24 protein-coding genes and 1 pseudogene are annotated in these 26,023 nt (G+C 71.5%); 1 reads left to right on the top strand and 24 read right to left on the bottom strand.

Features of this window, described 5'->3' with window-relative positions:
* Positions 1-8: 8 nt before the first annotated feature.
* The 15 genes and pseudogenes from nuoL to Aru02nite_RS32355 form a co-directional block, all read right to left on the bottom strand.
* Positions 9-1,928, bottom strand: a complete 1,920-nt coding sequence (gene nuoL / locus Aru02nite_RS32425) for an NADH-quinone oxidoreductase subunit L (RefSeq protein ID WP_203664053.1) — start codon at positions 1,926-1,928, stop codon at positions 9-11.
* Positions 1,929-1,938: 10 nt separating this feature from the next.
* A complete protein-coding gene (nuoK, locus tag Aru02nite_RS32420; protein ID WP_203664052.1) occupies positions 1,939-2,238 on the bottom strand; it encodes an NADH-quinone oxidoreductase subunit NuoK in 300 nt (99 codons plus the stop codon).
* Positions 2,235-3,050 (bottom strand): NADH-quinone oxidoreductase subunit J, encoded by an 816-nt coding sequence (locus Aru02nite_RS32415; protein WP_203664051.1) that lies wholly within the window; start codon positions 3,048-3,050, stop codon positions 2,235-2,237. Before Aru02nite_RS32415 ends, nuoK begins: the two co-directional genes overlap by 4 nt.
* Entirely contained in the window at positions 3,047-3,613 is a 567-nt protein-coding gene (gene nuoI, locus Aru02nite_RS32410) for an NADH-quinone oxidoreductase subunit NuoI (protein ID WP_275408767.1), read from the bottom strand. Before nuoI ends, Aru02nite_RS32415 begins: the two co-directional genes overlap by 4 nt.
* 3 nt (positions 3,614-3,616) lie before the next feature.
* Positions 3,617-5,035 (bottom strand): NADH-quinone oxidoreductase subunit NuoH, encoded by a 1,419-nt coding sequence (nuoH, locus tag Aru02nite_RS32405; protein WP_239077083.1) that lies wholly within the window; start codon positions 5,033-5,035, stop codon positions 3,617-3,619.
* Positions 5,032-7,578: an NADH-quinone oxidoreductase subunit G gene (locus tag Aru02nite_RS32400; RefSeq protein ID WP_203664050.1), complete on the bottom strand. Its 2,547-nt coding sequence runs from the start codon at positions 7,576-7,578 to the stop codon at positions 5,032-5,034. The genes nuoH and Aru02nite_RS32400 overlap by 4 nt, the downstream gene beginning before the upstream one ends.
* Position 7,579: 1 nt before the next feature.
* Complete coding sequence (gene nuoF, locus Aru02nite_RS32395; RefSeq protein WP_203664049.1) at positions 7,580-8,893, bottom strand: NADH-quinone oxidoreductase subunit NuoF; 1,314 nt, start codon at positions 8,891-8,893, stop codon at positions 7,580-7,582.
* A 10-nt stretch (positions 8,894-8,903) separates the two neighbouring features.
* A pseudogene (gene nuoE, locus Aru02nite_RS32390) lies at positions 8,904-9,599 on the bottom strand (NADH-quinone oxidoreductase subunit NuoE); the annotation flags it as partial.
* Positions 9,599-10,933 carry an NADH-quinone oxidoreductase subunit D gene (locus Aru02nite_RS32385; RefSeq protein WP_203664045.1) on the bottom strand — a complete coding sequence of 445 codons (1,335 nt, stop codon included), beginning with the start codon at positions 10,931-10,933 and terminating at the stop codon, positions 9,599-9,601. The pseudogene nuoE and the gene Aru02nite_RS32385, both read right to left, overlap by 1 nt.
* Positions 10,930-11,547, bottom strand: coding sequence for an NADH-quinone oxidoreductase subunit C (locus tag Aru02nite_RS32380; protein ID WP_203664120.1), 618 nt, complete (start codon positions 11,545-11,547; stop codon positions 10,930-10,932). Before Aru02nite_RS32380 ends, Aru02nite_RS32385 begins: the two co-directional genes overlap by 4 nt.
* Before the next feature lie 270 nt (positions 11,548-11,817).
* Positions 11,818-12,501 carry a NuoB/complex I 20 kDa subunit family protein gene (locus Aru02nite_RS32375; protein ID WP_203664043.1) on the bottom strand — a complete coding sequence of 228 codons (684 nt, stop codon included), beginning with the start codon at positions 12,499-12,501 and terminating at the stop codon, positions 11,818-11,820.
* Between the two features lie 11 nt (positions 12,502-12,512).
* Positions 12,513-12,872 carry an NADH-quinone oxidoreductase subunit A gene (locus Aru02nite_RS32370; protein WP_203664041.1) on the bottom strand — a complete coding sequence of 120 codons (360 nt, stop codon included), beginning with the start codon at positions 12,870-12,872 and terminating at the stop codon, positions 12,513-12,515.
* 134 nt (positions 12,873-13,006) lie between these two features.
* Positions 13,007-14,275, bottom strand: coding sequence for a geranylgeranyl reductase family protein (locus Aru02nite_RS32365; protein ID WP_203664119.1), 1,269 nt, complete (start codon positions 14,273-14,275; stop codon positions 13,007-13,009).
* Between the two features lie 370 nt (positions 14,276-14,645).
* Complete coding sequence (locus Aru02nite_RS32360; protein WP_203664039.1) at positions 14,646-15,353, bottom strand: demethylmenaquinone methyltransferase; 708 nt, start codon at positions 15,351-15,353, stop codon at positions 14,646-14,648.
* A gap of 100 nt (positions 15,354-15,453) precedes the next feature.
* Positions 15,454-17,007, bottom strand: a complete 1,554-nt coding sequence (locus Aru02nite_RS32355) for a DUF11 domain-containing protein (protein ID WP_203664037.1) — start codon at positions 17,005-17,007, stop codon at positions 15,454-15,456.
* A 232-nt stretch (positions 17,008-17,239) separates the two neighbouring features.
* Between Aru02nite_RS32355 and Aru02nite_RS32350 the strand changes: the two genes are divergently transcribed.
* Positions 17,240-18,481 carry an ABC transporter permease gene (locus tag Aru02nite_RS32350; RefSeq protein ID WP_203664035.1) on the top strand — a complete coding sequence of 414 codons (1,242 nt, stop codon included), beginning with the start codon at positions 17,240-17,242 and terminating at the stop codon, positions 18,479-18,481.
* Here Aru02nite_RS32350 and mqnC read toward each other — a convergent pair.
* The 9 genes from mqnC to paaC all read right to left on the bottom strand — a co-directional run bounded on the left by mqnC (position 18,468) and on the right by paaC (position 26,009).
* A complete protein-coding gene (gene mqnC / locus Aru02nite_RS32345) occupies positions 18,468-19,643 on the bottom strand; it encodes a cyclic dehypoxanthinyl futalosine synthase (RefSeq protein WP_203664034.1) in 1,176 nt (391 codons plus the stop codon). The genes Aru02nite_RS32350 and mqnC overlap by 14 nt on opposite strands.
* Before the next feature lie 63 nt (positions 19,644-19,706).
* A complete protein-coding gene (locus Aru02nite_RS32340) occupies positions 19,707-20,672 on the bottom strand; it encodes an NAD(+)/NADH kinase (protein ID WP_203664033.1) in 966 nt (321 codons plus the stop codon).
* A gap of 63 nt (positions 20,673-20,735) precedes the next feature.
* Positions 20,736-21,257 carry a hypothetical protein gene (locus Aru02nite_RS32335; protein WP_203664032.1) on the bottom strand — a complete coding sequence of 174 codons (522 nt, stop codon included), beginning with the start codon at positions 21,255-21,257 and terminating at the stop codon, positions 20,736-20,738.
* A gap of 43 nt (positions 21,258-21,300) precedes the next feature.
* Entirely contained in the window at positions 21,301-22,026 is a 726-nt protein-coding gene (locus Aru02nite_RS32330) for a helix-turn-helix transcriptional regulator (RefSeq protein WP_203664031.1), read from the bottom strand.
* A 23-nt stretch (positions 22,027-22,049) separates the two neighbouring features.
* Entirely contained in the window at positions 22,050-22,967 is a 918-nt protein-coding gene (locus Aru02nite_RS32325) for a GlxA family transcriptional regulator (RefSeq protein ID WP_203664030.1), read from the bottom strand.
* Positions 22,964-23,548, bottom strand: a complete 585-nt coding sequence (locus Aru02nite_RS32320) for a cysteine hydrolase family protein (protein ID WP_203664029.1) — start codon at positions 23,546-23,548, stop codon at positions 22,964-22,966. The genes Aru02nite_RS32325 and Aru02nite_RS32320 overlap by 4 nt, the downstream gene beginning before the upstream one ends.
* 69 nt (positions 23,549-23,617) lie before the next feature.
* On the bottom strand, positions 23,618-24,721 hold the full coding sequence (paaE, locus tag Aru02nite_RS32315; protein WP_203664028.1) for a 1,2-phenylacetyl-CoA epoxidase subunit PaaE: 1,104 nt from the start codon (positions 24,719-24,721) through the stop codon (positions 23,618-23,620).
* On the bottom strand, positions 24,721-25,224 hold the full coding sequence (paaD, locus tag Aru02nite_RS32310) for a 1,2-phenylacetyl-CoA epoxidase subunit PaaD (RefSeq protein ID WP_203664026.1): 504 nt from the start codon (positions 25,222-25,224) through the stop codon (positions 24,721-24,723). The genes paaE and paaD overlap by 1 nt, the downstream gene beginning before the upstream one ends.
* Positions 25,218-26,009, bottom strand: a complete 792-nt coding sequence (gene paaC / locus Aru02nite_RS32305) for a 1,2-phenylacetyl-CoA epoxidase subunit PaaC (protein WP_203664118.1) — start codon at positions 26,007-26,009, stop codon at positions 25,218-25,220. The genes paaD and paaC overlap by 7 nt, the downstream gene beginning before the upstream one ends.
* Between the last annotated feature and the right edge of the window lie 14 nt (positions 26,010-26,023).

Genomic DNA, 26,023 nt, shown 5'->3' with positions numbered 1-26,023 from the left:
ACGCTCGCTCATCCGAGCTTCACCGCCATGAGCGCCGCTACCACGACGAGTGCACCTCCGAGGATCGTCAACGCGTACGACCGGACGAAGCCGGTCTGGAGTCGACGCAGCCGGCTCGAACTGCCGCCGACGATGGCGGCCAGCCCGGTCACGATGCCGTCGATTCCCTTGCCGTCAAAGAAGACCGCCGCGCGGGTCAGCAGCTTGCCGGGCAGTTCGAAGACGGTCTCGTTGAAGACGTCCCCGTACAGGTTCTCCCGGGCCGCGCGGACGATCGGGCTGCGGGCCGGCTGCTCGACGAGCGCCGTACCGCGGCGGAACAGCAGCCAGGCGATCGCGACGCCGACCAGCACGACGGCGAGGCTGATGCCGATCATCATGGCCCTGTTGGGCTCGTGGCCCGGCACCTCCGTGGTGCCGAACACCGGCTCCAGCCAGGTCGTGAAGCCGCCGTACACCAGCAGGCCGCCGGCCGCGACCGAGCCGACCGCGAGCAGGATCATCGGCAGCTTCATCACGCCGGGCGACTCGTGCGGGTGCTCGATGTCGTCCGTCCACCGCTTCTTGCCGTGGAACGTGAGCACGAACAGCCGCGTCATGTAGAACGCGGTCAGGCCGGCGCCGAGCAGCGCGGCCAGGCCGAATACCCAGCCCTGCCAGCCGCCACGGGCGAACGCCGCGTCGATGATCGGGTCCTTCGAGAAGAACCCGGACAGCGGCGGGATCCCGATGATGGCCAGGTATCCGAGGCCCACCGTGGCCCAGGTGACCGGCATGTACCGCCACAGGCCACCGAACCGGCGGAGGTCGGTCTGGTCCTTCATCCCGTGCATGACCGAACCGGCGCCGAGGAACAGCCCGGCCTTGAAGAAGCCGTGCGCCAGCAGGTGCAGGATGCCCAGCGCGTACGCCCCGCCGCCGAGACCGACGGCGAGGAACATGTACCCGATCTGGCTGACCGTCGAGTACGCGAGGACGCGCTTGATGTCGTCCTTCGCGCAGCCGATGACGCACCCGAGCAGCAGCGTGAACGCGCCGACCGCGACCACGATGGTCTGGCCGAGCGAGGTGGCGTCGAAGATCGGGTTCGACCGGGCGATCAGGTACACGCCGGCGGTCACCATCGTCGCCGCGTGGATCAGCGCCGACACCGGGGTCGGGCCCTCCATCGCGTCCGGCAGCCACGCCTGCAGCGGGAACTGGCCGGACTTGCCGCACGCGCCGGCGAGCAGCAGCAGCGCCATCGCCAGCGTCACCCCGTGGGGCAGCGCGCCGACCCCGTTGAACACGGTGGCGAAGTCGGTGCTGCCGAGGTTCGCGAACATCAGGAACATGGCGACCAGGAACGCGGCGTCACCGACCCGGTTCATCAGGAACGCCTTCTTGCCCGCGGTCGCCGCGGCCGGCCGGTCCTGGTACCAGGAGATCAGCAGGTACGACGCGAGACCCACGCCCTCCCAGCCGATGAACGTCATCAGGAAGCTGTTGCCCAGCACCAGAAGCAGCATCGCCGAGGCGAACAGGTTGAAGTACCCGAAGAAGCGGCGACGGCCCGGGTCCTCCTTCATGTAGCCGACCGCGTACACGTGGATGAGGAAACCCACGCCGGTGATCAGCAGGACGAAGGTGGCGGAGAGCGGGTCGTACAGGATGCCCCAGTCGACCTTGAACCGGCCGACCTGGATGAAGTTGAAAAGGTCGAGCGACACGGCCTTGTGGCCGAGCCCGCGCAGCGTGAAGAAGTACCAGAGCCCGAGGACGAACGACGCCCCGATGCTGGCGCAGCCGAGGATGTGGCCCCACCGGTCCGCCTTGCGGCCCAGCAGCAGCAACACCGCGGCGCTCGCCAGCGGGATCGCGATGAGCAGCCAGACGCTCGACAGGGCACCGGTGGCGCTCTGGTACTGCACCTGTTCGGCCAGTGTCATCGAAATGTCCTCAGTACTTCAGCAGGTTGGAGTCGTCGACGGAGGCCGAGCGGCGCGTTCGGAAGATCGACATGATGATCGCAAGACCGACCACCACCTCGGCCGCGGCCACCACCATCACGAAGAACGCCATGATCTGCCCGTCCAGCGAGCCGTTGATCCGCGCGAACGTGACCAGCGCCAGGTTGCCCGCGTTCAGCATCAGCTCGACGGACATGAAGACCACGATCGCGTTGCGCCGGATCAGTACGCCGACCGCGCCGACACAGAACAGCGCCGCGGACAGCACCAGGTAGTACGTCGGGGTCACTGGTTTCCGCCTCCCGTCAGGGTGTCCTTCGGGCGGGTGTCCTCGGCGGTCAGCTCGCGCGGCTCGACGAGCGGCGAGATGCTCCGCGCCGACCGCGTCCCGTCCGGGAGGATCGCCGGGGTGGCCACCGAGTTGCTGTGCGCGAACACGCCCGGACCCGCCTTCGGCGCCGGGTGGTTGCCCTCGGCGAACCGCTCCCGGGACTGTTCCTTCTGCGTCTTCTTCTCGCCGTTGCGCTGCACGTGCGCCAGGATCATCGCGCCGACGGCGGCGGTGATCAGCAGGGCGCTGGTGACCTCGAAGGCGAACACGTACCGGGTGAACATCAGCGCGGCGAGGCCCGGCACGTTGCCGCCGTGCGTCGCGTTCGCCTGCTCCAGGCCCTTCGCATCGATCGAGCCGAGCGCGCGGGCGATGCCGCCGCCGAGCAGGCCGGCGAGGCCGAGGCCCACCAGGATGCCCGCCGTACGCTGCCCGCGCAGCGTCTCGATCAGCGAGTCGGACACGTCCCGTCCGACCAGCATCAGTACGAAGAGGAACAGCATCATGATCGCGCCGGTGTACACGATGATCTGGGCCATGCCGATGAACGGCCCGGCCTGGATGATGTAGAAGATCCCCAGGCAGAACATCGTGACCACGAGGAACAGCGCCGAGTGCATGGCGTTGCGGGCGGCGACCATCGCGATCGCGCAGCCCAGCGCGATGATGCCGAGGACCCAGAACGCCACCTTCTCGCCGGTACCCATCGCGCCCGGGCTGGCGAGCGCGAGCACCTGACCGGCGAGCGGATGCGCGAGTACGTGGGTCATGCCGCACCCCCCGACTTGCGCGCCGTCTCCTGCTGGACCGAGTACTCGGCGCCGGCGGACATGCCCGGGTTCTCCAGGGCGCCGACGTAGTAGTCCTGCTCGGAGTGGCCGAGGCGCATGTCGTGCGGCGGCTGCTCCATGCCCGGCAGCAGCGGCGCGAGCAGCTGCTCCTTCGTGAAGATCAGGTCCTGCCGGCTGTCGTTGGCCAGCTCGTACTCGTTGCTCATGGTCAGCGAACGGGTCGGGCACGCCTCGATGCACAGGCCGCAGAAGATGCAGCGCAGGTAGTTGATCTGGTACGTCCCGGCGTACCGCTCACCGGGCGAGAAGCGCTCCTCGTCGGTGTTGTCGGCACCCTCGACGTAGATCGCGTCGGCCGGGCAGGCCCACGCGCACAGCTCGCAGCCGACGCACTTCTCCAGCCCGTCCGGGTGCCGGTTCAGGATGTGCCGGCCGTGGTACCGGGGTGCCGTCGGCCGCATCTTCTCCGGGTACTTCTCGGTCACATGCGGCTTGAACATGTTCGCGAGGGAGACCCCGAAACCCTTGATGGGTTCGAACACGACTCACTCCTCGCTGCCGCCGGAGGCGGCAGTCTCGCTCGGGCCGCCCGCGGCGGCACCACTACCGGCCGATCCCTTGCTGCCGGCCCCGACCGGTTCCTCGGCGCGCTCCGCTTCGAGCCGCTTCAGCCGCGGATTCGGCGGTACCACCAGGTCGAGCGGCGGCACCGGGTAGCCACCGACGCCGGTGTCGATCTCGCGCTTCAGCTGGGTGCGGTCGTCCTTCTGCTTCTCCGGCCACACGAGCACCAGCAGCAGCACCGTGACCACGATCCCGGCGAGTACCAGGTACTTCGTCTGGTCGTTGTTGCGCGCCGCCACCCGCAGCCCGGCCAGGATCAGGATCCAGACCAGGTTGACCGGCATGAGGACCTTCCAGCCCAGCTTCATGAGCTGGTCGTAGCGCACCCGGGGCAGCGTCGCCCGGATCCACACCAGGACGCCCATGAAGATGATCGTCTTGGCCAGGAACCAGATGATCGGCACCCAGCCGGAGTTCGCGCCGGACCACAGCGAGATCGGCCACGGTGCGCGCCAACCGCCGAAGAACAGCGTCACGCACAGGGCGGAGATCGTCACCATCGCGATGTACTCCGCCAGGTAGAACATCGCGAACTTGAACGACGAGTACTCGGTCAGGTATCCGCCGGTCAGCTCCGACTCGCCCTCGGGCAGGTCGAACGGGGTCCGGTTGCCCTCACCCAGCGCCGAGATGAAGTAGATGACGAAGCTCGGCAGCAGCGGGATGAAGTACCAGCTGGGGATGTGCGTGGTGAAGACGCCGAGCTCCAGGGACGCGCCGTGCGCCTGCGCGGCCACGATCTCCGAGGTGGACATCGAGTGCGCGGTCATGAACACCGCGACCATCGACAACCCCATCGCGACCTCGTACGAGATCATCTGGGCCGCGGCGCGCATGCCGCCCAGCAGCGGCCAGCTCGTACCGGAGGCCCAGCCGGCGAGGACCGTGCCGTACACCGCCATCGACGAGGCGGCCAGGATCACCAGCACCGCCACCGGTACGTCGGAGACCTGGAGCATCGTGTGGTGCCCGAAGATGCTGACCTCGGGCCCCAGCGGGATCACCGCGAACGACAGGAACGCCACCGCGCCGGAGATCACCGGGGCGATGAAGTACACCGGCTTGTCGGCCAGCGTCGGGATGATCTCTTCCTTGAACGCCAGCTTCAGACCGTCGGCGAGGCTCTGCAGCCAGCCGAAGCCGCGGGCCTTCCGGTTCGGCCCCGGACGCACCTGGAAGGCGCCGATCACCTTGCGCTCGAACACGACCGCGAACAGCGTCAGCAACAGCAACAGGACGAAGGCCGCGACGACCTTGATGAGAACGATCCACCAGACGTCGTGCCCGAACCCGGCGGGCTGCCCGCCCGCCGCCAGCCCTGCGAGGCCGGAGGTGTTCACTGGTCCTCCTCCTTGGTCTGCTGCGCGAGCAGCGGGCCGCTCGTGCCGCCACCGTCGGCGGCGATCGCGACGACCGCGCCGGCGTCGGTGCCGAGCGTGCGCCGCACCGTACTCCCGGCGGAGTTGGTCGGCAGCCACACCACCCGGTCCGGCATGTCGGTGATCCGCAACGGCAGCGTGATCGCGCCCCGCCCGGTCGACACCGTGACCGGCGCCCCGTCCGCGGCGCCGATCTCGGCGGCGGTGGTCGCGGACAGCCGTACCACGGCGGCCCGGGCCGTACCGGCCAGGTAGTCGGCCTCGTCCTGCAGGCTGCCCAGGTCGAGCAGGTGGTGCCAGCTCGCCAGGACCGCCTGGCCGGCGCCCGGCGTGGGCGGCTCGGCGGGCAGGTGGTTCGGCGGGGTCGGGCGTACCTCGTGCGCGGGCAGACCGGCCAGCTCCGCGCGGATCCGGCGCGGGTCACCCGTACCGAGCGCGATGCCCAGCTCCGCGGCGATCGCGTCGAGTACCCGGGCATCGGTCATCGCGCCGGTCGACAGCACCGTCTCGAAGATCCGCAGCCGGCCCTCCCAGTTCAGGAAGGAGCCGGACTTCTCGACCGCCGGGGCGACCGGCAGCACCACGTCGGCGTGCCGGGTCACCCAGCTGTCCCGGAGTTCCAGCGAGACCAGGAAGCCGACCGCGTCGAGCGCCTGCTCGGCGGCGTCCGGGTCGGGCAGGTCGCCCGGGTCGACACCGCCGACGACCAGGCCGGCGAGCTGCCCGGTGGCGGCCGCGACCAGGATCTCCGCGGTGTCCCGACCCGGCGTACTCGGCAGCGACTCGACGCCCCAGTACGACGCGAGCTGCACCCGGCCGGACAGGTCGGTGACCGGACGCGCACCCGGCAGCAGCGTGGGCAGGCAGCCGGCGTCGACCGCGCCGCGGTCACCGGCGCGGCGCGGCACCCAGGCCAGCCGGGCGCCGGTCACGTCGGCCAGCAGCGCCGCCGCGGACAGCCCGCCCGGCACCGCGGCCAGCCGCTCGCCGACCAGGACCACCGCGCCCGCGGTACGCACCGCCTGGCGCGCCGCCTCGATCTCGGCGACGCCCACCGGCGCGTCACCGGCGAGCGCGGACAGGATCTCCGCCTCGGTACCGGGGGCGGCCTGGATGAGCGTGCCGCCGGTCTTGGCGACCGCCGGGGTCTCGAACGGCTGCACCGAGAACAGCCGCAGCCCGTGCTTGCGGAAACCCTTGCGCAGCCGCAGGAAGACCGACGGGGCCTCCTCCTCCGGCTCCAGCCCGGCCAGCAGTACCACCGGCGCGTGCTCCACGTCGGTGTACGTCACGCCACCGTTGTTCGGGCTGACGCCGGCCGCGTAGTCGGCCAGGAACGCCGCCTCCTCGGCCGAGTGCGGCCGCACCCGGAAGTCGATGTCGTTGGTACGCAACGCGACCCGTGCGAACTTGGCGTACGCGTACGCGTCCTCGACGGTGAGCCGGCCGCCGGTCAGCACCCCGACACCGCCGGCGTCACGTGCGGCGGCCAGGCCCTCCGCGGCCTTCGCCAGCGCCTCGGTCCAGGACGCCTGGCGCAGCTCGCCGTCCTCCCGCACCAGCGGGTACGTCAGGCGGTCGTGGGCCGTCGCGTACCGGAAGGCGAAGCGGGCCTTGTCGCTGATCCACTCCTCGTTGACCGCGGCGTCCTCGCCGGACAGCCGGCGGGTGACCTTGCCGCGCCGGTGGTCGACGCGGATCGCGTCACCGGACGAGTCGTGCTCGTTGATCGCCGGCGACGACACCAGGTCGAACGGCCGCGACCGGAACCGGTAGTCGCTGGAGGTCAGCGCGCCCACCGGACAGATCTGGATCGTGTTGCCCGAGAAGTACGAGTTGAACGGGTCGCCTTCGGAATTCAGTGCCCCGTCCGCAATGCCGTCTCGGTCGCCACCGGCGACGCCGACGTACGGCGAGTCGGAGTAGACGCCGATCTGCTCCGCCGCGCCCCGCTCCATCAGGTCGATGAACGGGTCGCCCGCGATCTCCTCGGAGAACCGCGTGCAGCGCTGGCAGAGTACGCAGCGCTCCCGGTCCAGCAGCACCTGCGTCGAGATCGCCAGCGGCTTCGGGTACTCCCGCTTCTGCTCGACGAACCGCGAGTCCGGCCGGCCGGCGCTCATCGCCTGGTTCTGCAGGGGGCACTCGCCGCCCTTGTCGCAGATGGGGCAGTCGAGCGGGTGGTTGATCAGCAGGAACTCCATGATCCCCTCCTGCGCCTTCTTGGCGACAGGCGAGGAGAGCTGCGTCTTCACCACCATGCCCTCGGTGCAGGTCGTGGTGCAGGACGCCAGCGGCTTGCGCTGACCCTCCACCTCGACGAGGCACTGCCGGCAGGCGCCGGCCGGGTCCAGCAGCGGGTGGTCGCAGAACCGCGGGATCGCGATGCCCAACTGCTCGGCGGCCCGGATCACCAGCGTGCCCTTCGGCACGGTGGCTTCGACGCCGTCGATGGTCAGGGTGACGGTCTCGACCGCCTGGCCCTGCTGCGGAGCAATGGTCATGTCAGTGCGCTCCCACGAGTTCGCGAGCGTCGAGCAGGGGCTTCGTACGGCCCTCGATGTAGTCCAGGTAGTCCTGCTTGAAGTACTTGATGGACGAGGTGACCGGGGAGGTCGCACCGTCGCCCAGCGCGCAGAACGACCGGCCCAGCAGGTTGTCGCAGGCGTCCAGCAGGGTGTCGAGGTCGTCGTGGGTGCCCTGGCCGGACAGGATCCGGCGCAGGATCCGGACCATCCAGTAGTTGCCCTCACGGCACGGGGTGCACTTGCCGCACGACTCGTGCGCGTAGAACTCGATCCACCGGTACGTCGCGTACACCGGGCAGTCCTGGTCGGAGAAGATCTGCGTCGCCGTGGTGCCCAGCATCGAGCCCTGCGCCGCCACCGAGTCGAAGTCCAGCGGGACGTCCAGGTGCTCGGCGGTGAACATCGGCGTCGACGACCCGCCCGGCGTCCAGAACTTCAGCTCGTGGCCCGGCTGCATGCCGCCGGCCAGCTCCAGCAGCTCCCGCAGCGTGATGCCCATCGTGCACTCGTACTGCCCGGGGTTCACGACGCGGCCGGACAGCGAGTAGATCATCGGGCCGGACGACTTCTCCGTACCCATCTGGCGCCACCAGTCGACCCCGCCGAGCACGATGTACGGCACGGACGCGATGGTGCCGACGTTGTTCACCACGGTCGGCGAGGAGTAGAGCCCGTGCGTCGCCGGGAACGGCGGCTTCAGTCGCGGCTGACCGCGGAAGCCCTCCAGCGAGTCCAGCAGCGCCGTCTCCTCGCCGCAGATGTACGCCCCGGCTCCACTGTGGACGACCAGCTCGACGTTCAGCCCGGTACCGAGGATGTTGCGGCCCAGGTAACCCCGCGCGTACGCCTCGGCGACGGCGTTGCGCAGCCGGCGAGCGGCGTGCACCGCCTCACCGCGGATGTAGATGTACGCCCGCTCGGCGCGGATCGCGTAGCACGTGATGATGACGCCCTCGATCAGCGAGTGCGGGTCGTTCATCATCAGCGGCAGGTCCTTGCAGGTACCCGGCTCGCCCTCGTCGGCGTTGACCACCAGGTAGTGCGGCTTGCCGTCGTTCTGCGGGATGAACGACCACTTCAACCCGGTCGGGAAGCCGGCGCCGCCGCGGCCGCGCAGCCCGGAGTCCTTCACCAGCTGGATCAGGTCGTCCGGGTGGGCCTTCAGCGCCTTCTTCAGCCCCTGGTACCCGTCGAGCTTCTCGTACGTGTTGATGCGCCACGCGTCCGGCGACAGCCACCGCTTGGTCAGCACGGGCGTCAGCTTGTTGAGCACATCCTGCGAGGGAGACAACTTACTTGCCCTCCTGCTTCGAGGGGATCGGCGTGTTCGGGTCGAAGCCCGGCACCGAGATGCCGTGGTCGGCGGCCAGCCGGGCGCCGCGCAGCGTCGGCTCGCCGGTCGCGTTCTCGGCGACCGCGCCGGGTCGACCGTCGCCGTACCCGGCGAGCTGCTCGCCGATGCCGGCCAGCCCGGCCGGGGTGGCACCGCGGTCCGGCATGGGGATCTCGCCGGCCTGCAGCCGCTTCACGATCTCCAGGCCCTTCTCCTCGTCGACGTTGTTGTAGAACTCGTAGTCGACGGTGAGGACCGGCGCGTAGTCGCACGCGGCGAGGCACTCGGCGTGCTCCAGCGTGATGCTGCCGTCCTCGGTGGTCTCCTCGTGGCCGACCCCGAGATGCTCCGACAGCGCCTTGTACGTCTTGTCGCCGCCCATCATCCCGCACAGCGTGTTGGTGCAGACGCTGACGAGGTGCTTCCCACCGGTACGGCGCTTGTACATGGTGTAGAAGGTCGCGACCGCGCCGACCTGCGCCCGGGTGATGCCGAGCTGCTCGGCGCAGAACCGTACGCCGTTCGGGGTGACCTTGCCCTCGACCGACTGCACCAGGTGCAGCAGCGGGAGCAGCGCGGACCGCTCGCGGCCCTCCGGGAACCGCGCCCTGATCTCGGCGGCGCGGGTCCGGAGTTCCTCGGTGTCCAGCTCTTCGTACGACATCAACGATCAACCCCACCCATGACCGGGTCCAGCGATGCGCCACCGGCGACGACGTCGGCGAGCAGGCCACCCTCGGAGATCGCGGGCAGCGCCTGCAGGTTCACGAAGCTGGGTTCCCGCACGTGCACGCGGTACGGCCGGGTGCCGCCGTCGGACACGGCGTGGCAGCCGATCTCGCCGCGCGGCGACTCGACCGCCGTGTACACCTGGCCGGCCGGTACCCGGAAACCCTCGGTGACCAGCTTGAAGTGGTGGATCAGGGCCTCCATCGACTGGCCCATGATCTTGGCGACGTGGGACAGCGAGTTGCCCATGCCGTCGGTGCCGATCGCGAGCTGCGCCGGCCACGCGACCTTCTTGTCCTCGACCATCACCGGGCCCGGCTCCAGCCGGTCCAGCGCCTGCTCGATGATCTTCAGCGACTCCCAGCACTCGTGGAACCGGACCATCCAACGGCCGAACACGTCGCAGGTGGTCTCGGTCGGCACCTCGAAGTCGTACGTCTCGTAGCCCAGGTACGGCGTGGTCTTGCGGAGGTCCCACGGCAGACCCGCGGACCGCAGTACGGGGCCGGTCACGCCCAGCGCCAGCGCACCCGACACGTCCAGGTACGCCACGCCCTTGGCCCGCTCGTGCAGGATCGGCTGACCGTTCATCAGGTTCTCGTACTGCTTCAGCCGCTTCGGCATGACCTTGAGGAACTCGCGGATCGCCTCGACGGCCTCCGGCGTGAAGTCCTGCGCCACCCCACCGGGCCGCACGTACGCCATGTTCATCCGGAGGCCGCTGACGAGCTCGAAGATCTCCAGGACCATCTCGCGCTCGCGGAACCCGATGATCATCATCGTGGTCGCGCCCAGCTCCATGCCGGTCGTCGCGAACCACACCAGGTGCGACGCGATCCGGTTCAGCTCCAGCATGATCACGCGGATCAGCTCGGCCCGCTTCGGCAGCTCGATGCCGAGCAGCTTCTCGACGGCCAGGCAGTACACCGTCTCGTTGGCGATCGGCGACAGGTAGTCGGCGCGGGTGACGAACGTGGAGCCCTGCGTCCAGGTGCGGTACTCCATGTTCTTCTCGATGCCGGTGTGCAGGTAGCCGATGACCGGGCGGACGTCGGTGACGGTCTCGCCCTCCATCTCCAGCACCAGCCGCAGTACGCCGTGCGTCGACGGGTGCTGCGGGCCCATGTTGATGACCAGCTTCTCGTGGTGCAGCGGGTCGTCGGAGCCGACGATCGTGTCCCAGTCGCCGCCGGTGACCGTGTACACCTTGCCCTCGGTGGTGTCCCGGGACGTGGCCGCGTAGGGGTCCTTGTTCGGGGTGGTGCTCACTTGTATGCCCTCCGCTCGTCCGGCGGTGGAATCTCGGCGCCCTTGTACTCGACCGGCACGCCACCCAGCGGGTAGTCCTTCCGCTGCGGGTAGCCCTCCCAGTCGTCCGGCATGAGGATCCGGGTCAGGTTCGGGTGCCCGTCGAACACGACGCCGAACATGTCGTACGTCTCGCGCTCCTGCCAGTCCGCCGTCGGGTACACCGGCGTCACGGTCGGCACGTGCGGGTTCTCGGTGGTGACCGCGACCTCCAGCCGCACCCGCCGCCGGTACGTCATCGACAGCAGGTGGTACGTCACGTGCAGCCGGCGCCGCTCGCCCAGGTAGTCGACGCCGGACACGGACGAGCAGAACTCGTACCGCAGGGCCTCGTCGTCGCGCATGGTCTTGCAGACCTCGGCGATGAAGCGCGGCCGGACGTAGATGGTCAGCTCGTCGCGGTCCACGTTGACCATCTCGATGGCCTCGTGGAACTGCGGGAACGCCTCCGCCAGCGCGTCCACCGTCTCGTCGAAGTACGACCCGTACGGGCGCTCGGCGGGGACGGGCAGCGGCCGGCGGCGGACCAGGCCGCCCATGCCGGACGTGTCGCCCGAGCCGTGCACACCGAACATGCCCTGCTCCGCCGGCACGCTCGTCGGCACCGCGCCGCCGGCGACCACCTCGTCCAGCTCGGCCTCCGCCTGCAGCGGGTCGATGCTGTCCGTCGGGTGCTTCACCGGCAGCGCGTCCGGCTCACCCGCGGCAGCGTGCCCCGGATACACCTTCTCGTCCGCGGGCCCCTCGGTCACGTCCCGGCCCTGCGGGAGCCTCTCGCCGGCCGGCTTGGCGTCGGCCGCCGGCTCGTCGTCCGCAGGGTGGGGAAGCTTCTCGTCGGCCACCGACTACCCCTTCCACCGGTCGCGCACGACGGGCGCCTTGTCGCCGTTCTCGTGCATCCAGTTCTCGATCCGGAGCTGCTCCTCGCGCCCCTCGGCCGCGGCCGCCGTCCACTGCCGGCGCTTGGCCTTGTTGTACCGGTAGCTCGACGGCATGGTGCCCGGCCGCACCGCCGGCGCCGGTACCGTCTTCGCGATCTCGGCGAGCTGCGCGCGGCGCTTCTCGCCGAGCGGCTCGTGCAGGATCTTCTCGTGCAGCTTGAGGATCGCGTCGAGCAGCATCTCCGGCCGCGGCGGGCAGCCCGGCAGGTACATGTCCACCGGGACGACGTGGTCGACGCCCTGCACGATCGCGTAGTTGTTGAACATGCCGCCGGAACTGGCGCACACGCCCATCGACAGCACCCACTTCGGGTCGGCCATCTGGTCGTAGATGCGGCGCAGCACCGGTGCCATCTTCTGGCTCACCCGGCCCGCCACGATCATCAGGTCGGCCTGCCGCGGCGAGGCGCGGAAGACCTCCATGCCCCACCGACCCGTGTCGTACCGGGCGGCGCCGGTGGTCATCATCTCGATCGCGCAGCACGCCAGGCCGAACTGCGCCGGCCACATCGACGTCTTGCGTACGACGTTCACCAGCTTCTCGACCGAAACCAGCAGGATGCCGGGGAGGTTCTCCTCCAGACCCATGTCGCGCCCCCTCAGTCCCAGTCCAGCCCGCCGCGCCGCCAGACATAGGCGTACGCGATGAAGACGGTGACGATGAACAGCAGCATCTCGACGAACCCGAAGGTGCCGAGCATGTCGAACGAGACCGCCCACGGGTACAGGAAGATGATCTCGATGTCGAAGACGATGAACAGCATCGCCGTCAGATAGAAGCGGATCGGGAACCGGCCCGCGGGCACCGGCGCCGGCTCGATCCCGCACTCGTACGCCTCAAGCTTGGCCTTGTTGAACCGCTTCGGGCCGACCAAGGGGGCGATGGTGCAGGAGAACAGCGCGAACAGAGCGCCGAGGACGAGCAACCCCGCAATCGGCACGTACGGCGCGATCGACATCGCCTTTGTCTCCAGTTCCCGGCGCGCCGGGTGGCGCGCGCGTCTGCCTGCCTAATGCACTCTCTTCAAAACCGACTTACCCTATTGCGCGCCGGCGTCCGCGCTGCTAGCGGGGGTGGCCGGCGCGCGACCCGCTACACCGCGGGCGCGACGCGGGTCAGCGTGTTGATGATCCGGTCCATCGCGTCACCCCCACGGGGGTCGGTGAGGTTGGCCAGGAGCTTCAGCACGAACCGCATCAGCATCGGGTGCGGCATGCCGTGCCGGGTGCACAGCTTCATGACCTCGGGATTGCCGATCAACTTCACGAACCAGCCGCCCAGCCGGTAGTAGCCCCCGTACCGGTGGGACAGCTCCTTCGGGTAGTAGCGCAGCATCCGCTCGCGGGCCGGACCGGGCTGCCGGGCCAGCGCCTGCGCCGCGATCTCCGCGGCCAGCTCGCCCGACTCCATCGCGTACGCGATGCCCTCGCCGTTGAACGGGTTGACCATGCCGCCCGAGTCGCCGACCAGCATGACGCCGCGGGTGTAGTGCGGCACCCGGTTGAAGCCCATCGGCAGGGCCGCACCGCGCACCGGACCGTCCGCGTACTGCTCGTCGTTCATGGTCCAGTCGTCCGGCGTACTGGCCAGCCAGTCCGTCAGCATCTGCCGGTAGTTCGCCTGGCCGAAGCTGCTCGACGAGTTGAGTACGCCGAGCCCCACGTTCACCCGGCCGTCACCGAGACCGAAGATCCAGCCGTACCCGGGGAGCAGGTTGTCCGCCCCGGTGCGGCCGTCCCGCAGCTCCAGCCACGACTCCAGGTAGTCGTCGTGGGTGCGGGCCTCGGACCGGTAGTAGCGCCGGACGGCGACGCCGATCGGCCGGTCCTCCCGCTTGTTGATGCCGAGCGCCAGCGCGAACCGGCCGGACACGCCGTCGGCGGCGAGCACCAGCGGCGCCCGGTACTCCACCGGCTTCTTGTCCCGGCCGGACGTCGCGGTGACGCCCACGACCCGGCCGGCGGCGTCGGTGATCGGACCGGTCACGTTCGTCTCGGTGAGCAGCCGTACTCCGGCGGCGACGGCGCGCTCGCTGAGCAGCTCGTCGAAGTCCAGCCGGGTACGGGTGAGCCCGAAGTCCGGGTACGTGGCGAGGTCCGGCCAGTCCAGCTCCAGCCGGATGCCGCCGCCGATCACCCGCAGCCCGCGGTTGCGCAGCCAGCCCGGCGCGTCGATGTCGACGCCCATCTTGATCAGCTGCTTGACCGAGCGCGGGGTCATCCCGTCGCCGCAGACCTTCTCCCGCGGGAACGAGGTCTTCTCCAACTGGAGGACGTCCAGCCCGTGCTGGGCCAGGTAGTACGCCGCGGCCGAACCGCCGGGGCCGGCGCCGACGACGATCACGTCGGCCGTGCCCGACACGGCCTCGGAGTCGGCGGACCGGCCGGCTGCGTCCGCCGTGCCCGGCACGGCGTCGGTCGGTACGGCGGTGTCGGTGGCACTGCCGGAGTCGGTCACGGTGACCTCTCAAACGAACGATCGATGGGGGCGATCGGGCCGCTTGTGAAGACTTTCACGAGCGCCGATATGGAGTCTAGGACGCACTGCTGGGCCGCCACCGGTTAGGCGAACCTAACTGCCTCACCGGTCATGATCATGACCTGCGGCTTCCCCTTCACCATGTCATCACGGCGACCGGAGCTTCGCACGGGTACCGGCAGAGCACCCGCCGACGCCGGATCGTCACCTTCCGGTACGCGCCGGCGATTCGGAGCGCGGTGCCGCGCCGGGGTCACCGGCGGGTGGCCCGGTGCAGCGCCACGATGCCGCCCGACAAGTTCCGCCAGGCCACGTCCGTCCAGCCCGCGGCGCCGATCCGGGTGGCCAGGTCGGCCTGCTCCGGCCACGCCTGCACCGACTCCGGCAGGTACTCGTAGCCCGCCGGGTTGCTGCCGATCCGCCCGGCCACGATCGGCAGCGCGCGCACCAGGTACTCCTCGTACACGACGCGGAAGGGGCGGAAGGTCGGGTGGCTGAACTCGCAGATCACCAGTCGCCCGCCGGGCCGCGTGACCCGGGCGAACTCGGCGATCGCCGCGTCGATGTCCGACACGTTGCGCAGCCCGAACGTGATCGTCACCGCGTCGAAGCTGTGGTCCGCGAACGGCAACGCCATCGCGTCGCCCGCCACCCGCGGCGCCGTACGCCCGGCGCGCTGGCCGCGCCGCAGCATCCCCAGGGAGAAGTCGCACGCGACGACCTCGGCACCGGACCGCGCCAGCTCGACCGTCGACACCGCCGTACCGGCCGCCACGTCCAGGCACCGGTCGCCCGGCTGCAACCCCAGCGCGCGTCGGGTGGCCCGGCGCCACAGCCGGTCCTGCCCCATCGCGATCACCGTGTTGGTCAGGTCGTACCGCTCGGCGATGTCGTCGAACATCGCCGCCACCTCGCGCGGCTTCTTGTCCAGCGTCGCCCGGGTTCCGTGCTGTTCGGTCACGCCACCACTCTGTCAGACCGCCCGGTCAGCTCGACGCCGACCGCCGAAACCCCCGGTGGGCCGGGTGCGGGCGGTGGGGCCACCCGCACCCGGCGGTCCGTCAGGCGCGTGCCCGGCGGCGCGCCAGGACGAGTACCGCGGCGCCGGCGACGAGCAGTGCCGCGCCGGCTCCGCCGATCAGGCCGAGCCGGGTACCCGTGACGGGCAGCGAACCGGAGCCGCCGCCGCTGCCACCGGCCGCGGTCGGCGACGCGGACGGCGACGCCGACCCGGACTCCAGCGCGATCCGTACCGGGGCGGTGTTGTTCTTCGGGTCGGGGTCGTGGGCACCGTCGTTCGCGGTGACCCGGCCGGTGCCGAGGTCCGCGGAGGTGACCTTGAGCTGGAAGGTCAGCACCCCGGACACGGCGCCCTTCGTACCGGTGGGCAGGAACTCGCCGTCGTGGAAGCACCGGACGTCGTGGCCGTCCGTCCCGCCCTGCGGGTCGCACATGTACGGCTCGGAGTGGTCGCCGACGGCGAGCGTGGGCGTACCGACGAGGGTGGTACCGCTGGGTTTGTCGGCGTACACGGTGAAGCCGCGGCCGTCGCCGGGGCCGGCGTTCGTGACCGTCGCGCGGACCGTCACCACGTCACCCACCCGCGCCCGGTACGACGGCACCGTGACCTGCACGTCCGCCGGGTTGTCCGCGATCCGGTACGCGAAGGTCGTGGTGTTGTCGCCCGGGTCGCGGTCGGCCGTGTGCGGGGTGACGCGCCGGGTGGGCGCCGCCAGCCGCGCGGCGAGCGACCGGCCGCCGCGCGCGGACCTCGCCGCCGCACCGGTCGCCGGCGACACCTCGAACGTGCCCTTCTCCTCCGCCAGACCCAGCGCGTGCGGGTCCGCCGCCAGGTGCAGCAGGCTGTCGCCCTTGTCGTCGACGAACGCCAGCACCCGGTCCGGACCGAGGTCCACGTCCGGGAGTACGCAGGTGGTGGCGGTCCCGGTCGTCGTGCACTCCTGGTACCGCTCGGCCAGCGACGCCCACGACCAGCGGGTGTCGACCGTGAACGAGACGCCGTGCACCGTGGTACTGCCGGCGTTCGCGACGGCGAGGGCCAGCGGCCGGCTGTGCCCCGGCTCGATCGGCGACGCCACCGGCTCGGCCAGCGCGACCAGGTCGACACCCGGGTCGGTCACCGTGACCGGGAAGCTGCCGCTGTTGTCGCCCGTGTACTCGTCCGTCGTGTCGCTGGTGACGGACGCGACGACCGGGCCGGCGTTGCCCGGGGTCGCCGCCGCGGTCGGCGTCACGACCAGCCCGTACGAGTCGGTGCCGGGCTTCGCGTACGAGTCGACGTGGCAGGTCTCGACCAGGTTCGCCACGGTGCAGCCGGCGTGCCCGGCGAACGTGACGGCCGCCTTCGCCGGGTCGACCCCGGACGCGTCGATCGTGACGACCACGTTGGTCGCCGCGTCGGAGCCGGACTTGACCACGTCGACGGTCATCGGCTTGCCGGCGGAACCGGCCGCGACGCTGTGCGCGGGCATCTCGACCCGGAGGTCGTTGTCCACGTAGTCGGCGTACGCGGGGAGGGCGGTGGCCAGGGCCGCGGTCGCGCCGAGGGTCACGGCGAAACCGGCCCGGAGCCGGCGGGAGTGTCTGGGATCCATGCAGGTCCTGTTCGCAGGTCGGCCGGTGGGGACACGGCCCCGGACGGGCGCCGCGGATCCGGCCGACGGACAACGGGGCGCGAGAACTCTAAGGAACCTTCCCGGTTTCCGGACCATCCGTTCGGCCCACGTTCGCCGACCGATCGCCCGACGCCCCGGTACGTCCCGGCGCCGGCCCCGCTGGGTTGCGCGGCGGCGCTACGCTCCCGCAGTCCGATTCGAGGGAGGGCCGATGGCCGGGAACGGGCCGGAGCCGCGCGATCCGCTGCTGCCGCACCTGGTGTGGGAGGGCGTGCTGTTCGTGGTCGCGCTCGGCTGCGTGACCGTGATGGTCGCACTCGCCCCCGCGGGCGGCGGCGGCACCCTCCTGACGAACTTCCTGATCACCGCCGGCACCACCGGGCTGCTCGCCTCGGGCGTCGCCGTGTCCATGCGTACCGCCACGCCGAACCTCGCGGCCGGCGCGATCTTCTCCGGTGCCGGCCTGGTCACCGCCTGGCTGGTCGGCCAGCACCACTGGTCCCTGCCCGTCGCCGGGTTCGTCGCGGTCACCGCCGCCACCCTCGCCGGCGTACTCCTCGGCGGGCTCACCGGCGTGCTGTCCGTACCGGGCTGGGCGGTGACATTCGGTGCGGCGACGGCGATCCAGGGCGCGATGATCGCGCTGACCCCCGCCGGCGCCGTCACCATGGCGGACGTGACGACGCCGTCCGGCGCCCTGTGGTTCACCCTCTTCGTACTGGTCAGCCTCGGCGGCGGCGCCGTGTGGCTGATCCCCCCGGTACGCCGGGTCTTCGGGTCGTCCCGGCGGGTCGGCGACCCGGCCATGTGGGGCGGCATCGCCGCGGTCGGCGCGGTCGGCGGGCTGACCGTGTCCTGCCTGCTCGCCGGCCTGTCCGGGGTGGTCTTCACGCAGTGGATCCGGTCCGCCACGGTCGTCCCGGGCAACACCCTCGCGTTCGCGCTCGGCGCCGTACTGCTCGGCGGAGTCAGCGTCTTCGGCCGCCGCGCCGGCATCGCCGGCACCCTGCTCGGCGTCGTCGCGATCACCGCGCTCCAGACCGCGCTGGCGCTGCGGGGTTCGAGCAGCGGCGTCATCGCGGTCCTGGCCGCCGCGGCGATCGTGCTCGGACTGCCGGTCAGCCGCCTGCTGGAAACCTTCTCCAGCCGGATGTCCGGCCGGCCACCCGCCGCGGCCGGCGCCCCGCTCGCCCCCGCGATGCCCCCGTCCGACCCCGCCTTCACCGCGCCGCCCGGAGCCCCCGGGACCGCGCCGGCCAGCGGCCCGACGTACGAGGTGGGTCCGCTCGGCGGGTACGACGCGGCCCCGCCGCACGCGGAGACGCCGGTGGGTACGGGGCCGTACACGGAGACGCCGACGTTCGGCGCACCGCCGCCGGCCGCGCCCGGAGTACCGCCGGGGTCGGGTGCGCCGCGGCAGGACGGCCCGGACGGAACCGTCAGACCAGGTTGAGCCGGGTACGCGGGTCGTCGAGCGCGATCGACGACACGTGCGACCGCACCCGCTCGTCGGTCGGGTCGTCGGCGGGCGTGTGGTGCACCCGCAGGTGGTTGTAGAGGGTGTCCCGCTGGGCCGGGATGCGGTCCGCGTTGCGGATCATCCAGACGAGCTGGAGCAGGTTGGAGCGGTGCCGCGCGCCGGCGGAGGAGATCACGTTCTCCTCCAGCATGATCGACCCGAGGTCGTCGACGCCCATGTGCAGCGAGAGCTGGCCGACGTCCTTGCCGGTGGTCAGCCAGGACGACTGCAGGTGGTTCACGTTGTCCAGGAACAGCCGGGCCACCGCGAGCAGCCGCAGGTACTCCTGGTTCGTCGCCTGGGTGCGGCCCTTCAGGTGGTTGTTCTCCGGCTGGTACGTGTACGGGATGAAGGAGCGGAAACCGCCGCTCCGGTCCTGTACGTCACGGATCATCCGCAGGTGCTCGATGCGCTCCGCGTTGGTCTCACCGGTACCCATGAGCATCGTCACGGTGGACTCGATGCCCATGCCGTGCGCCTGCTCCATGACCTCCAGCCAGCGCTCGCCGGACTCCTTGAGCGGCGCGATGACCGTGCGCGGCCGGGCGGGCAGGATCTCGGCGCCGGCGCCGGCCAGCGAGTCGAGGCCGGCGGTGTGGATGCGCCGCAGCGCCTCCTCGGTCGACACGCCGGACACCTTCGCCATGTGCACGATCTCGCTGGCGCCCAGCGAGTGGATCACCAGCTCGGGGAAGCGCTCCTTGATCGCCGCGAACGTCGTCTCGTAGTACTCGACGCCGAAGTCGGGGTGGTGGCCGCCCTGGAACATGATCTGGGTGCCGCCCAGCTCGACGGTCTCGGCGCAGCGGGCGAGGATCTCGTCGAGGTCGCGCACCCAGCCGCCGGCGTGCTTCGGCGCCCGGTAGAACGCACAGAACTTGCAGGCCGTGAGGCACACGTTCGTGTAGTTGATGTTGCGTTCGATGATGTACGTGACGATGTTGTCCGGGTACCGCCGGCGGCGCACCACGTCGGCCGCCTCGCCCAGCGCGTGGAACGGCGCATCGGTGTACGCGAGCAGCGCCTCCTCGGGCGTGATCCGCCCGCCGTCCGCCGCACGCTGCAGGATCTCGTCGACAACCCGGTTCTCCGTCACGGACCCGAGGGTACGCGGTGCCCCGGGCGCCGCTCGTCCGCCGCCGGTTGCGGGCGACGGCCCTCACGGCGGTTCGCGGCGCGCCAGCCGGTCCCGTACGTGCGCGGGCAGGAGTTCGCGCAGCTGCTCGGGCAGCAGCGGCAGGTCGAGCAGGCTGAGCTTGGCCTGGCTGCGCTGCCGGTGGACCCGCACGTCCAGCCGTACGACGAGGCCGGCGTCGCGGTGCAGCTCGGCGTGCACCGTACGGCCGGGTTCGAGGTGGTCGACGACCTGGCCGTCGGTCTCGACCGCGGCCCGGCCGACCGGCTCCTCGTCCGTACCGGACCGCCCCGGCCCGGCCGGCTGCGGCGGGGCCGGCAGCAGGTCGAACTCGACGCGTTCCCCGGCCCCGAGTACGAGGGGGCGGCTGATGCCGGACATCGGCGCGACCGGGGTGATGACCACGGCGTCGGTGACCGGGGACAGCAGCGGCCCGCCGGCCGAGTAGCTGTGCGCGGTGGAACCGGTGGGCGTGGCCATGATCACCGCGTCCGCCCGGTAGTACCCGTACTGCTGGTCGTCGATGGTGAGGATGGCGTTGACGGTGCCGTCGCCGGGCCGGCGGGACAGCGCCAGGTCGTTGAACGCGACGCGCCGGTCCGTACCGATGGTGATGCGCAGGCAGCTGTGGTGTTCCACGGTGACGTCGCCGGCGGCGAGCCGGTCGAGCGCGCCGAGCAGTTCGGGCGGCTCGATCTCCACGAGGAAGCCGAGCCGGCCCATGTTGACCCCGAGTACGGGGCGGGGGTCGTCGACGACGAGCCGCAGCGCGCCGAGCATGGTGCCGTCGCCGCCGACGCTGACCAGCGCGTCGGAGCTGGCGAGTTCCGCCTCCGGCACCGGCACCGCACCCGGTACGCGGTGCCCGTCGAACTCGGCGACGTGCACCGCGACCCCGCGCCGGCCGGCCCAGTCGACGACGGCGCCGGTCACCGCCGACACGTCCCGCCGCGGGTGCAGTACCAGCCCGAGCCTGCCGAGTTCCGCCATGCCACCACCTCACCACGCCCCACCCGGTACGCGGGGCGAATCGCCCGGTGGTGTCCGGCACGGTCAGCGGTCGAGGAGGTTCCGGAGGCCGGTGACGGACCAGGCGCGGTCGACCCGGTCCCCGCGTACCCGGAGGATGTCGTGCCCGGCGACCTGCCGCTCCGTACCGTCGGCGTCGACGGCGTCGGCGATCCAGCGGCAGGTGACGTACCCGGCGGTGCCGTCACCGCCGACGATCGGGCCGACCTCGGTGCGGTACCGCAGCTCGCGGTACCGGGCGCGGAAGGCGCCGATCCAGTCGGCGGTCGCCTGCCCGCCGGCCAGGTCGTCGGCGCCGCTGTCGGCCGCGGTCTGGCTGCCGAACAGGACCCGGAAGTCGTCGGTGAGCATCCGCGGGCCGATGGCCAGCTCCCCGTTCCACAGGTCGGTCCAGTCCTGCCACAGGCGTACGCCGTGCCGGTGCGCGTCGTCGGCGGCGGCACCGGTGCCGGTGTTCGTGGTGTCGGTGTTCGTGGTGTCGGTGTTCGTGGTGTCGGGGTTCATGGTGTCGGGGTTCATGGTGTCGGTGTTCGTGGTGTCGTTCATGTCGGTGGTTCCCTTTCGTGTCAAGCGATCCGGGAACCATCGTTCACCCGCACCGCGACACCGTCCTGTCGGTGTTTGCGATCACGTCGAGGCCGACGAGCTCGTGCCCGAGCGCGTCCACGGCGGACAGGTCGACCGGCCGCGGCGGCGCCACCTCGGCGAGCGACTCGGCCGCCACGATCCGATCCAGCCGGAACCCGCGTACGCCGTCGCGCAGCCGGCACCACCCGATCAGGTACCAGTGGTCGCCGCCGAGGAACCCGACCGGCTCGACGTCACGCTCGCTCACCGCCCCACCCCGGTCCGTGTACGCCAGGCGCAGCACGCGCCGCCCGGCGAGCGCGACCCGTACGGCGTCCGGTACGCGTACCTCCGCGGGCGGGCCGATCATCCGTACCCGGTCGGCGAGGTCTGCGGCGGCGGCCCGCTCGGAGGCGGGGAGTACGGCGAGGATCTTCTGCAGGGCGGTGCGCGCGGTGTCGGCGAACGGCGAGGCGGCGAGCGCGTGCAGCCCGGCGGCGAGCGCGGTCGCCTCGGTGGCGGTGATCGCCAGCGGCGGCAGCGTACGGGCCGGGTCGAGCACGTAGCCGCCGGACCGTCCCGTCCGCGCGTGGATCGGCACGCCGGCCTGCTGCAACGCGGCCAGGTCGCGCTCGACGGTACGGGCGCTGACCTCGAACCGGGCGGCCAGCCACCGCGCGCTGCGGGGCCGGGGCGCGACCGCGCGCAGCTCCTCGACCATGGCGTACAGCCGGTCGGTGCGGTTCACGGGTGGTGAATCTACCGGCCGGGTCAGACGGTCTCGTCCGTACGGCCGCGCAGCGTCCGCAGCATGCGGGCGTCCGTGAAGCCCACCGCGCGCGCCGCCGACTCCACGCTCGCGCCCTGCCCGATCAGGTACCGGGCGCGCTCCACCCGCAACGACTGCTGGTACCGGAGCGGGGTGAGGCCGGTCGCGGCGGTGAACCGGCGGGTCAGGGTGCGCTCGCTGACGCCGGTCCTGGCGGCGAGATCGGCGAGCGGGAGCGGTTCAGCGAAGCGCTCGTCGATCAGGTCCTGCGCCCGGTGTACCGAGTCGGACACGTGCGCGCGGTGCCGCAGCAGCGCGCTGGCCTGCGGCGCGTCCCCGTTGCGCCGGGCGTACACGACCATGGAACGGGCGACGCGGGCGGCGAGCGCGGGGCCGTGCCGGGTGGCGATCAGGTGCAGCGCCAGGTCGATGCCGCTGGCGATGCCGGCGGAGGTGACGACGCGGCCGTCGACGACGTAGAGCACGTCGCGGACCACCGTGGCCCGCGGGTACCGCCGGGCGAACTCCTCCTGCACCTCGTGGTGCGTGGTGCACCGGCGGCCGTCGAGCAGCCCCGCACGGCCGAGCGCGTCGGCACCCGCGCAGACGCTGGCGACGGTACCGCCGGCGGCGTGATGGTCGGCGATCCGTTGCGCCGTCGCCGAACCGATCGGGGTCGGGCCGCGCAGCAGCGACGCCCGCCAGCCCGGTACGAGGACCAGGTCGTCCGGGCCGAGCGCCGGCCACGACAGGTCGGCGTGCAGCGTGACGCCCTGCGCGGTCGGTACGTCCGGCTGCTCGGCCACGTACCGCAGGTCGTACGGGTGGCCGAGGTCGGTGGCGGCGGAGAACGCCTGCGCCGGCCCGGCCAGGTCCAGCAGGTGCAGGCCGGGCACCAGTACGAACGCGACGGTGGTCATGATCCGGTCAGTTCGTCGACGGTGGCGACGGTGGCGAAGCGGCCGGCCAGCGCGTACCGGGTGCGGGTGAGGATCGCGTCGGTCGACAGCGTCCGCGGGTCCGCCAGGATCTCCTCCACGGTACGGCCGGGCGGCGCGTCGGGGTGCTCGATCGGGTTGGTGGCGGTCGCGTCGATCGCGAACGTCACGTCGTACCCGAGGTCGGAGGCGAGCCGGGCGGTCGTCTCGCAGCACTGCTCGGTACGGATCCCGGCAACCGTCAGCGACCGTACGCCGCGGGCGGTCAGCAGTTGCTGGAGGTTGGTCGTGGTGAAGGCGTTGTGCGAGGTCTTGGTGAGGAGCGGCTCGCCGTCGAGCGGTTCGAGCCCGGCCATCAGGCGTACGTGCCCCTCGGCCGGGTCGAACGCGCCGCCGGTGCCGGGCTCGGTGTGCAGCACCCAGACGACGGTGTCGCCGCGGTCGCGCGCGGCGGCCACGAGCCGGTTCACCTTCGGCACGATGTCCGGGTTGGAGTTCGCCGCCCACAGGGGCCGAGTCCGGAACGATTCCTGTACGTCGATCACGATCGTCGCTGCGGTCATGCCTCCATGCTCGCCCGCGCGACGGGCCGCCGGCCAGCCCGGATCCGGCCGGCCCCCGGAACGATCCGGTCAGCCGTCGTAGTCGACGGTGACCTGCTCGGTGACCGGACTGGACTGGCAGGTCAGCACGTACCCGGCGGCCAGCTCGTCCGGCTCCAGCGCGAAGTTGCGGGCCATCCGTACCTCGCCGTCGACGACCCGGGCGCGGCAGGTGGAGCAGACTCCGCCGCGGCACGAGTACGGCAGCTCGCTGCGGACCTCCATGGCCCGGTCGAGGATCCGCTCGTCGTACCGCATGCGGAAGGTGCTGGCGCGCCCGTCGAGCCGGATCGTGACCTCGCTGCCGCCGGTCTCGGGCGGCGCGGACGGCGGCGGCGGGGGCTCCTCGGCGACGTGGAACAGCTCGGTGTGCACCGCCCCGTCGGCCACCCCGGACTCGGCGAGCACGTGCTGCGCCCCCACGACCATCCCGTACGGCCCGCACAGGAACCATTCGTCCACAGTGGACGGTGGTACCAGCGCGGGAAGCACGCGGCGCAACCGGTCCGGATCCAGCCGGCCGGACAGCAGCTCGGCGTCCTGCGGCTCCCGGGACAGCACGTGCACCAGGTGCAGCCGCGCCGGGTACCGGTCCTTGAGGTCGGCCAGCTCCTCGGCGAACATCACCGAACGCGAGTCACGGTTGCCGTACAGCAGGGTAAATCGGCTGTGCGGCTCGATGGCGAGCGCGGTGGCGACCAGGGACAGCACCGGGGTGATCCCGCTGCCCGCGACGATCGCGGCGTAGTGCTTGCGGCGCAACGGATCCAGGTCGGTGGTGAAGTGCCCGAGCGGCGGCATCACCTCGATCCGGTCGCCCTCCGCCAACCCGTCCGCGACGTACGCGGAGAAGGCGCCGCCGGGGATCAGCCGCACCCCGACCCGCAGCGCGCCGGTCTCGGCCAGCTCCGCCGGCGTCGAGCAGATCGAGTACGAGCGGCGCACGTCGGCGCCGTCCGCGTGCCGCAACGTCAGGTGCTGCCCGGCCCGGAACCGGAACGTCTCGCGCAGCTCGTCCGGCACCCCGAACGTCAGCGCGTACGCGTCGTCGGTGAGGCGGTCGATCGCCGTCACCGGCAGCTTGTGGAACTCGGGGCGGCGCCGCTGCGGCCGGCGCACGGTCACGGTCGGCATCAGTGCTCCTTGACCCGGTCGAACGGTTCGGCGCAGGACGTGCAACGCCACAGCGCGGTGCACGGGGTCGCCGAGAACCGGGACAGCTCAACGGTTTCCGCCGATCCGCAGCGCGGGCAGCGTACCGCGAGCGGTAGCGCCACCGGTCCGGCCAGCCGGGTCGGACCGGGCGGCGCGATGCCCGCGCCGGCCAGCTTCGCGCGACCCGCCGCGGTGATGTCGTCCGTACTCCACGGCGGGTCCAGCGCCACCCGTACCTCCGCGTCCGGCGCCCCCGCGGCGGCCAGCGCGTCCCGTACGTCGGCCGCGATCGTCGCCAGCGCCGGGCATCCCGAGTACGTCGGGGTGATCGTCACGACCGTCCCCTGTGGACCCGTCGACACGTCGCGCAGGATGCCCAGCTCCGCGATCGACACCACGCGCAGCTCCGGATCCGGTACGGCGCCGGCGATCTCGCGCAGCGCCACCGCCGCCGCGGGTGCCGTACCGGCGCCGGTCACCATGCCGCACCCGGGAAGATCCGGTGCAGGTACTGGAGTTCGGCGAGCAGGTAGCCCATCGCCTCGGTGTGCACGCCGTCCCGGCCACCGCCGGGCCGCCAGCCGTCGTCCGGCCGCGGCACCGTCGCCTCCGCCAGCGCGGACTCCACAGTGGACAACCAGTCGGCGCGCAGCGTACCGGGCGCCACGGCCACGCCCGCGGCGACCAGACCGTGCGGTACCCAGTCGGAGAACAGCTCGTGCGTGTACGGCCAGACCTGCTCGACCGCCGCCGTCATCCGCTCGTGCCCCACCGCCGTACCGTCGCCGAGCCGGCGCGTCCACAGCGCCGCGTGCTCCACGTGGTACGCCGTCTCCTTCGTGGCCTTCGCCGCGATCGCCGCCAGCCGCCGGTCCGTCGACGACCGGAGCGCCGCGTACAACCCGTGCTGGTACGTGGCGAGGAACAGCAGCTTCGCGATCGTCACCGCGAAGTCGCCGTTCGGCAGCTCGACCAGCTGACAGTTCCGGAACTCGCGCTCACCCCGTTGGTACGCAAGGGAATCCTCGTCACGGCCGGCACCCTCCACCTCCGCCGCGTACGACAGCAGCAGGCGCGCCTGCCCGAGCTGGTCGAGCGCGATGTTCGCCAGCGCGACGTCCTCCTCCAGCTCCGGCGCGTTCGCCGTCCACTCCGCCAACCGCTGCGCGGCGACCAGCGCGTCGTCCCCCAACCCCACCAGGTACCCGAACCTGTCCACATCGGACGGTGCTCCGTCAGCTGGGGCGTCCCCGGTTCCGGCCGCCACGGGTGGCTGACTCT

The sequence above is a fragment of the Actinocatenispora rupis genome, assembly GCF_016861975.1.
GTDB lineage: Bacteria > Actinomycetota > Actinomycetes > Mycobacteriales > Micromonosporaceae > Actinocatenispora > Actinocatenispora rupis.
Note: the sequence above shows the minus strand (reverse complement) of the source record. Positions and strands in the feature narration are given on the sequence as shown.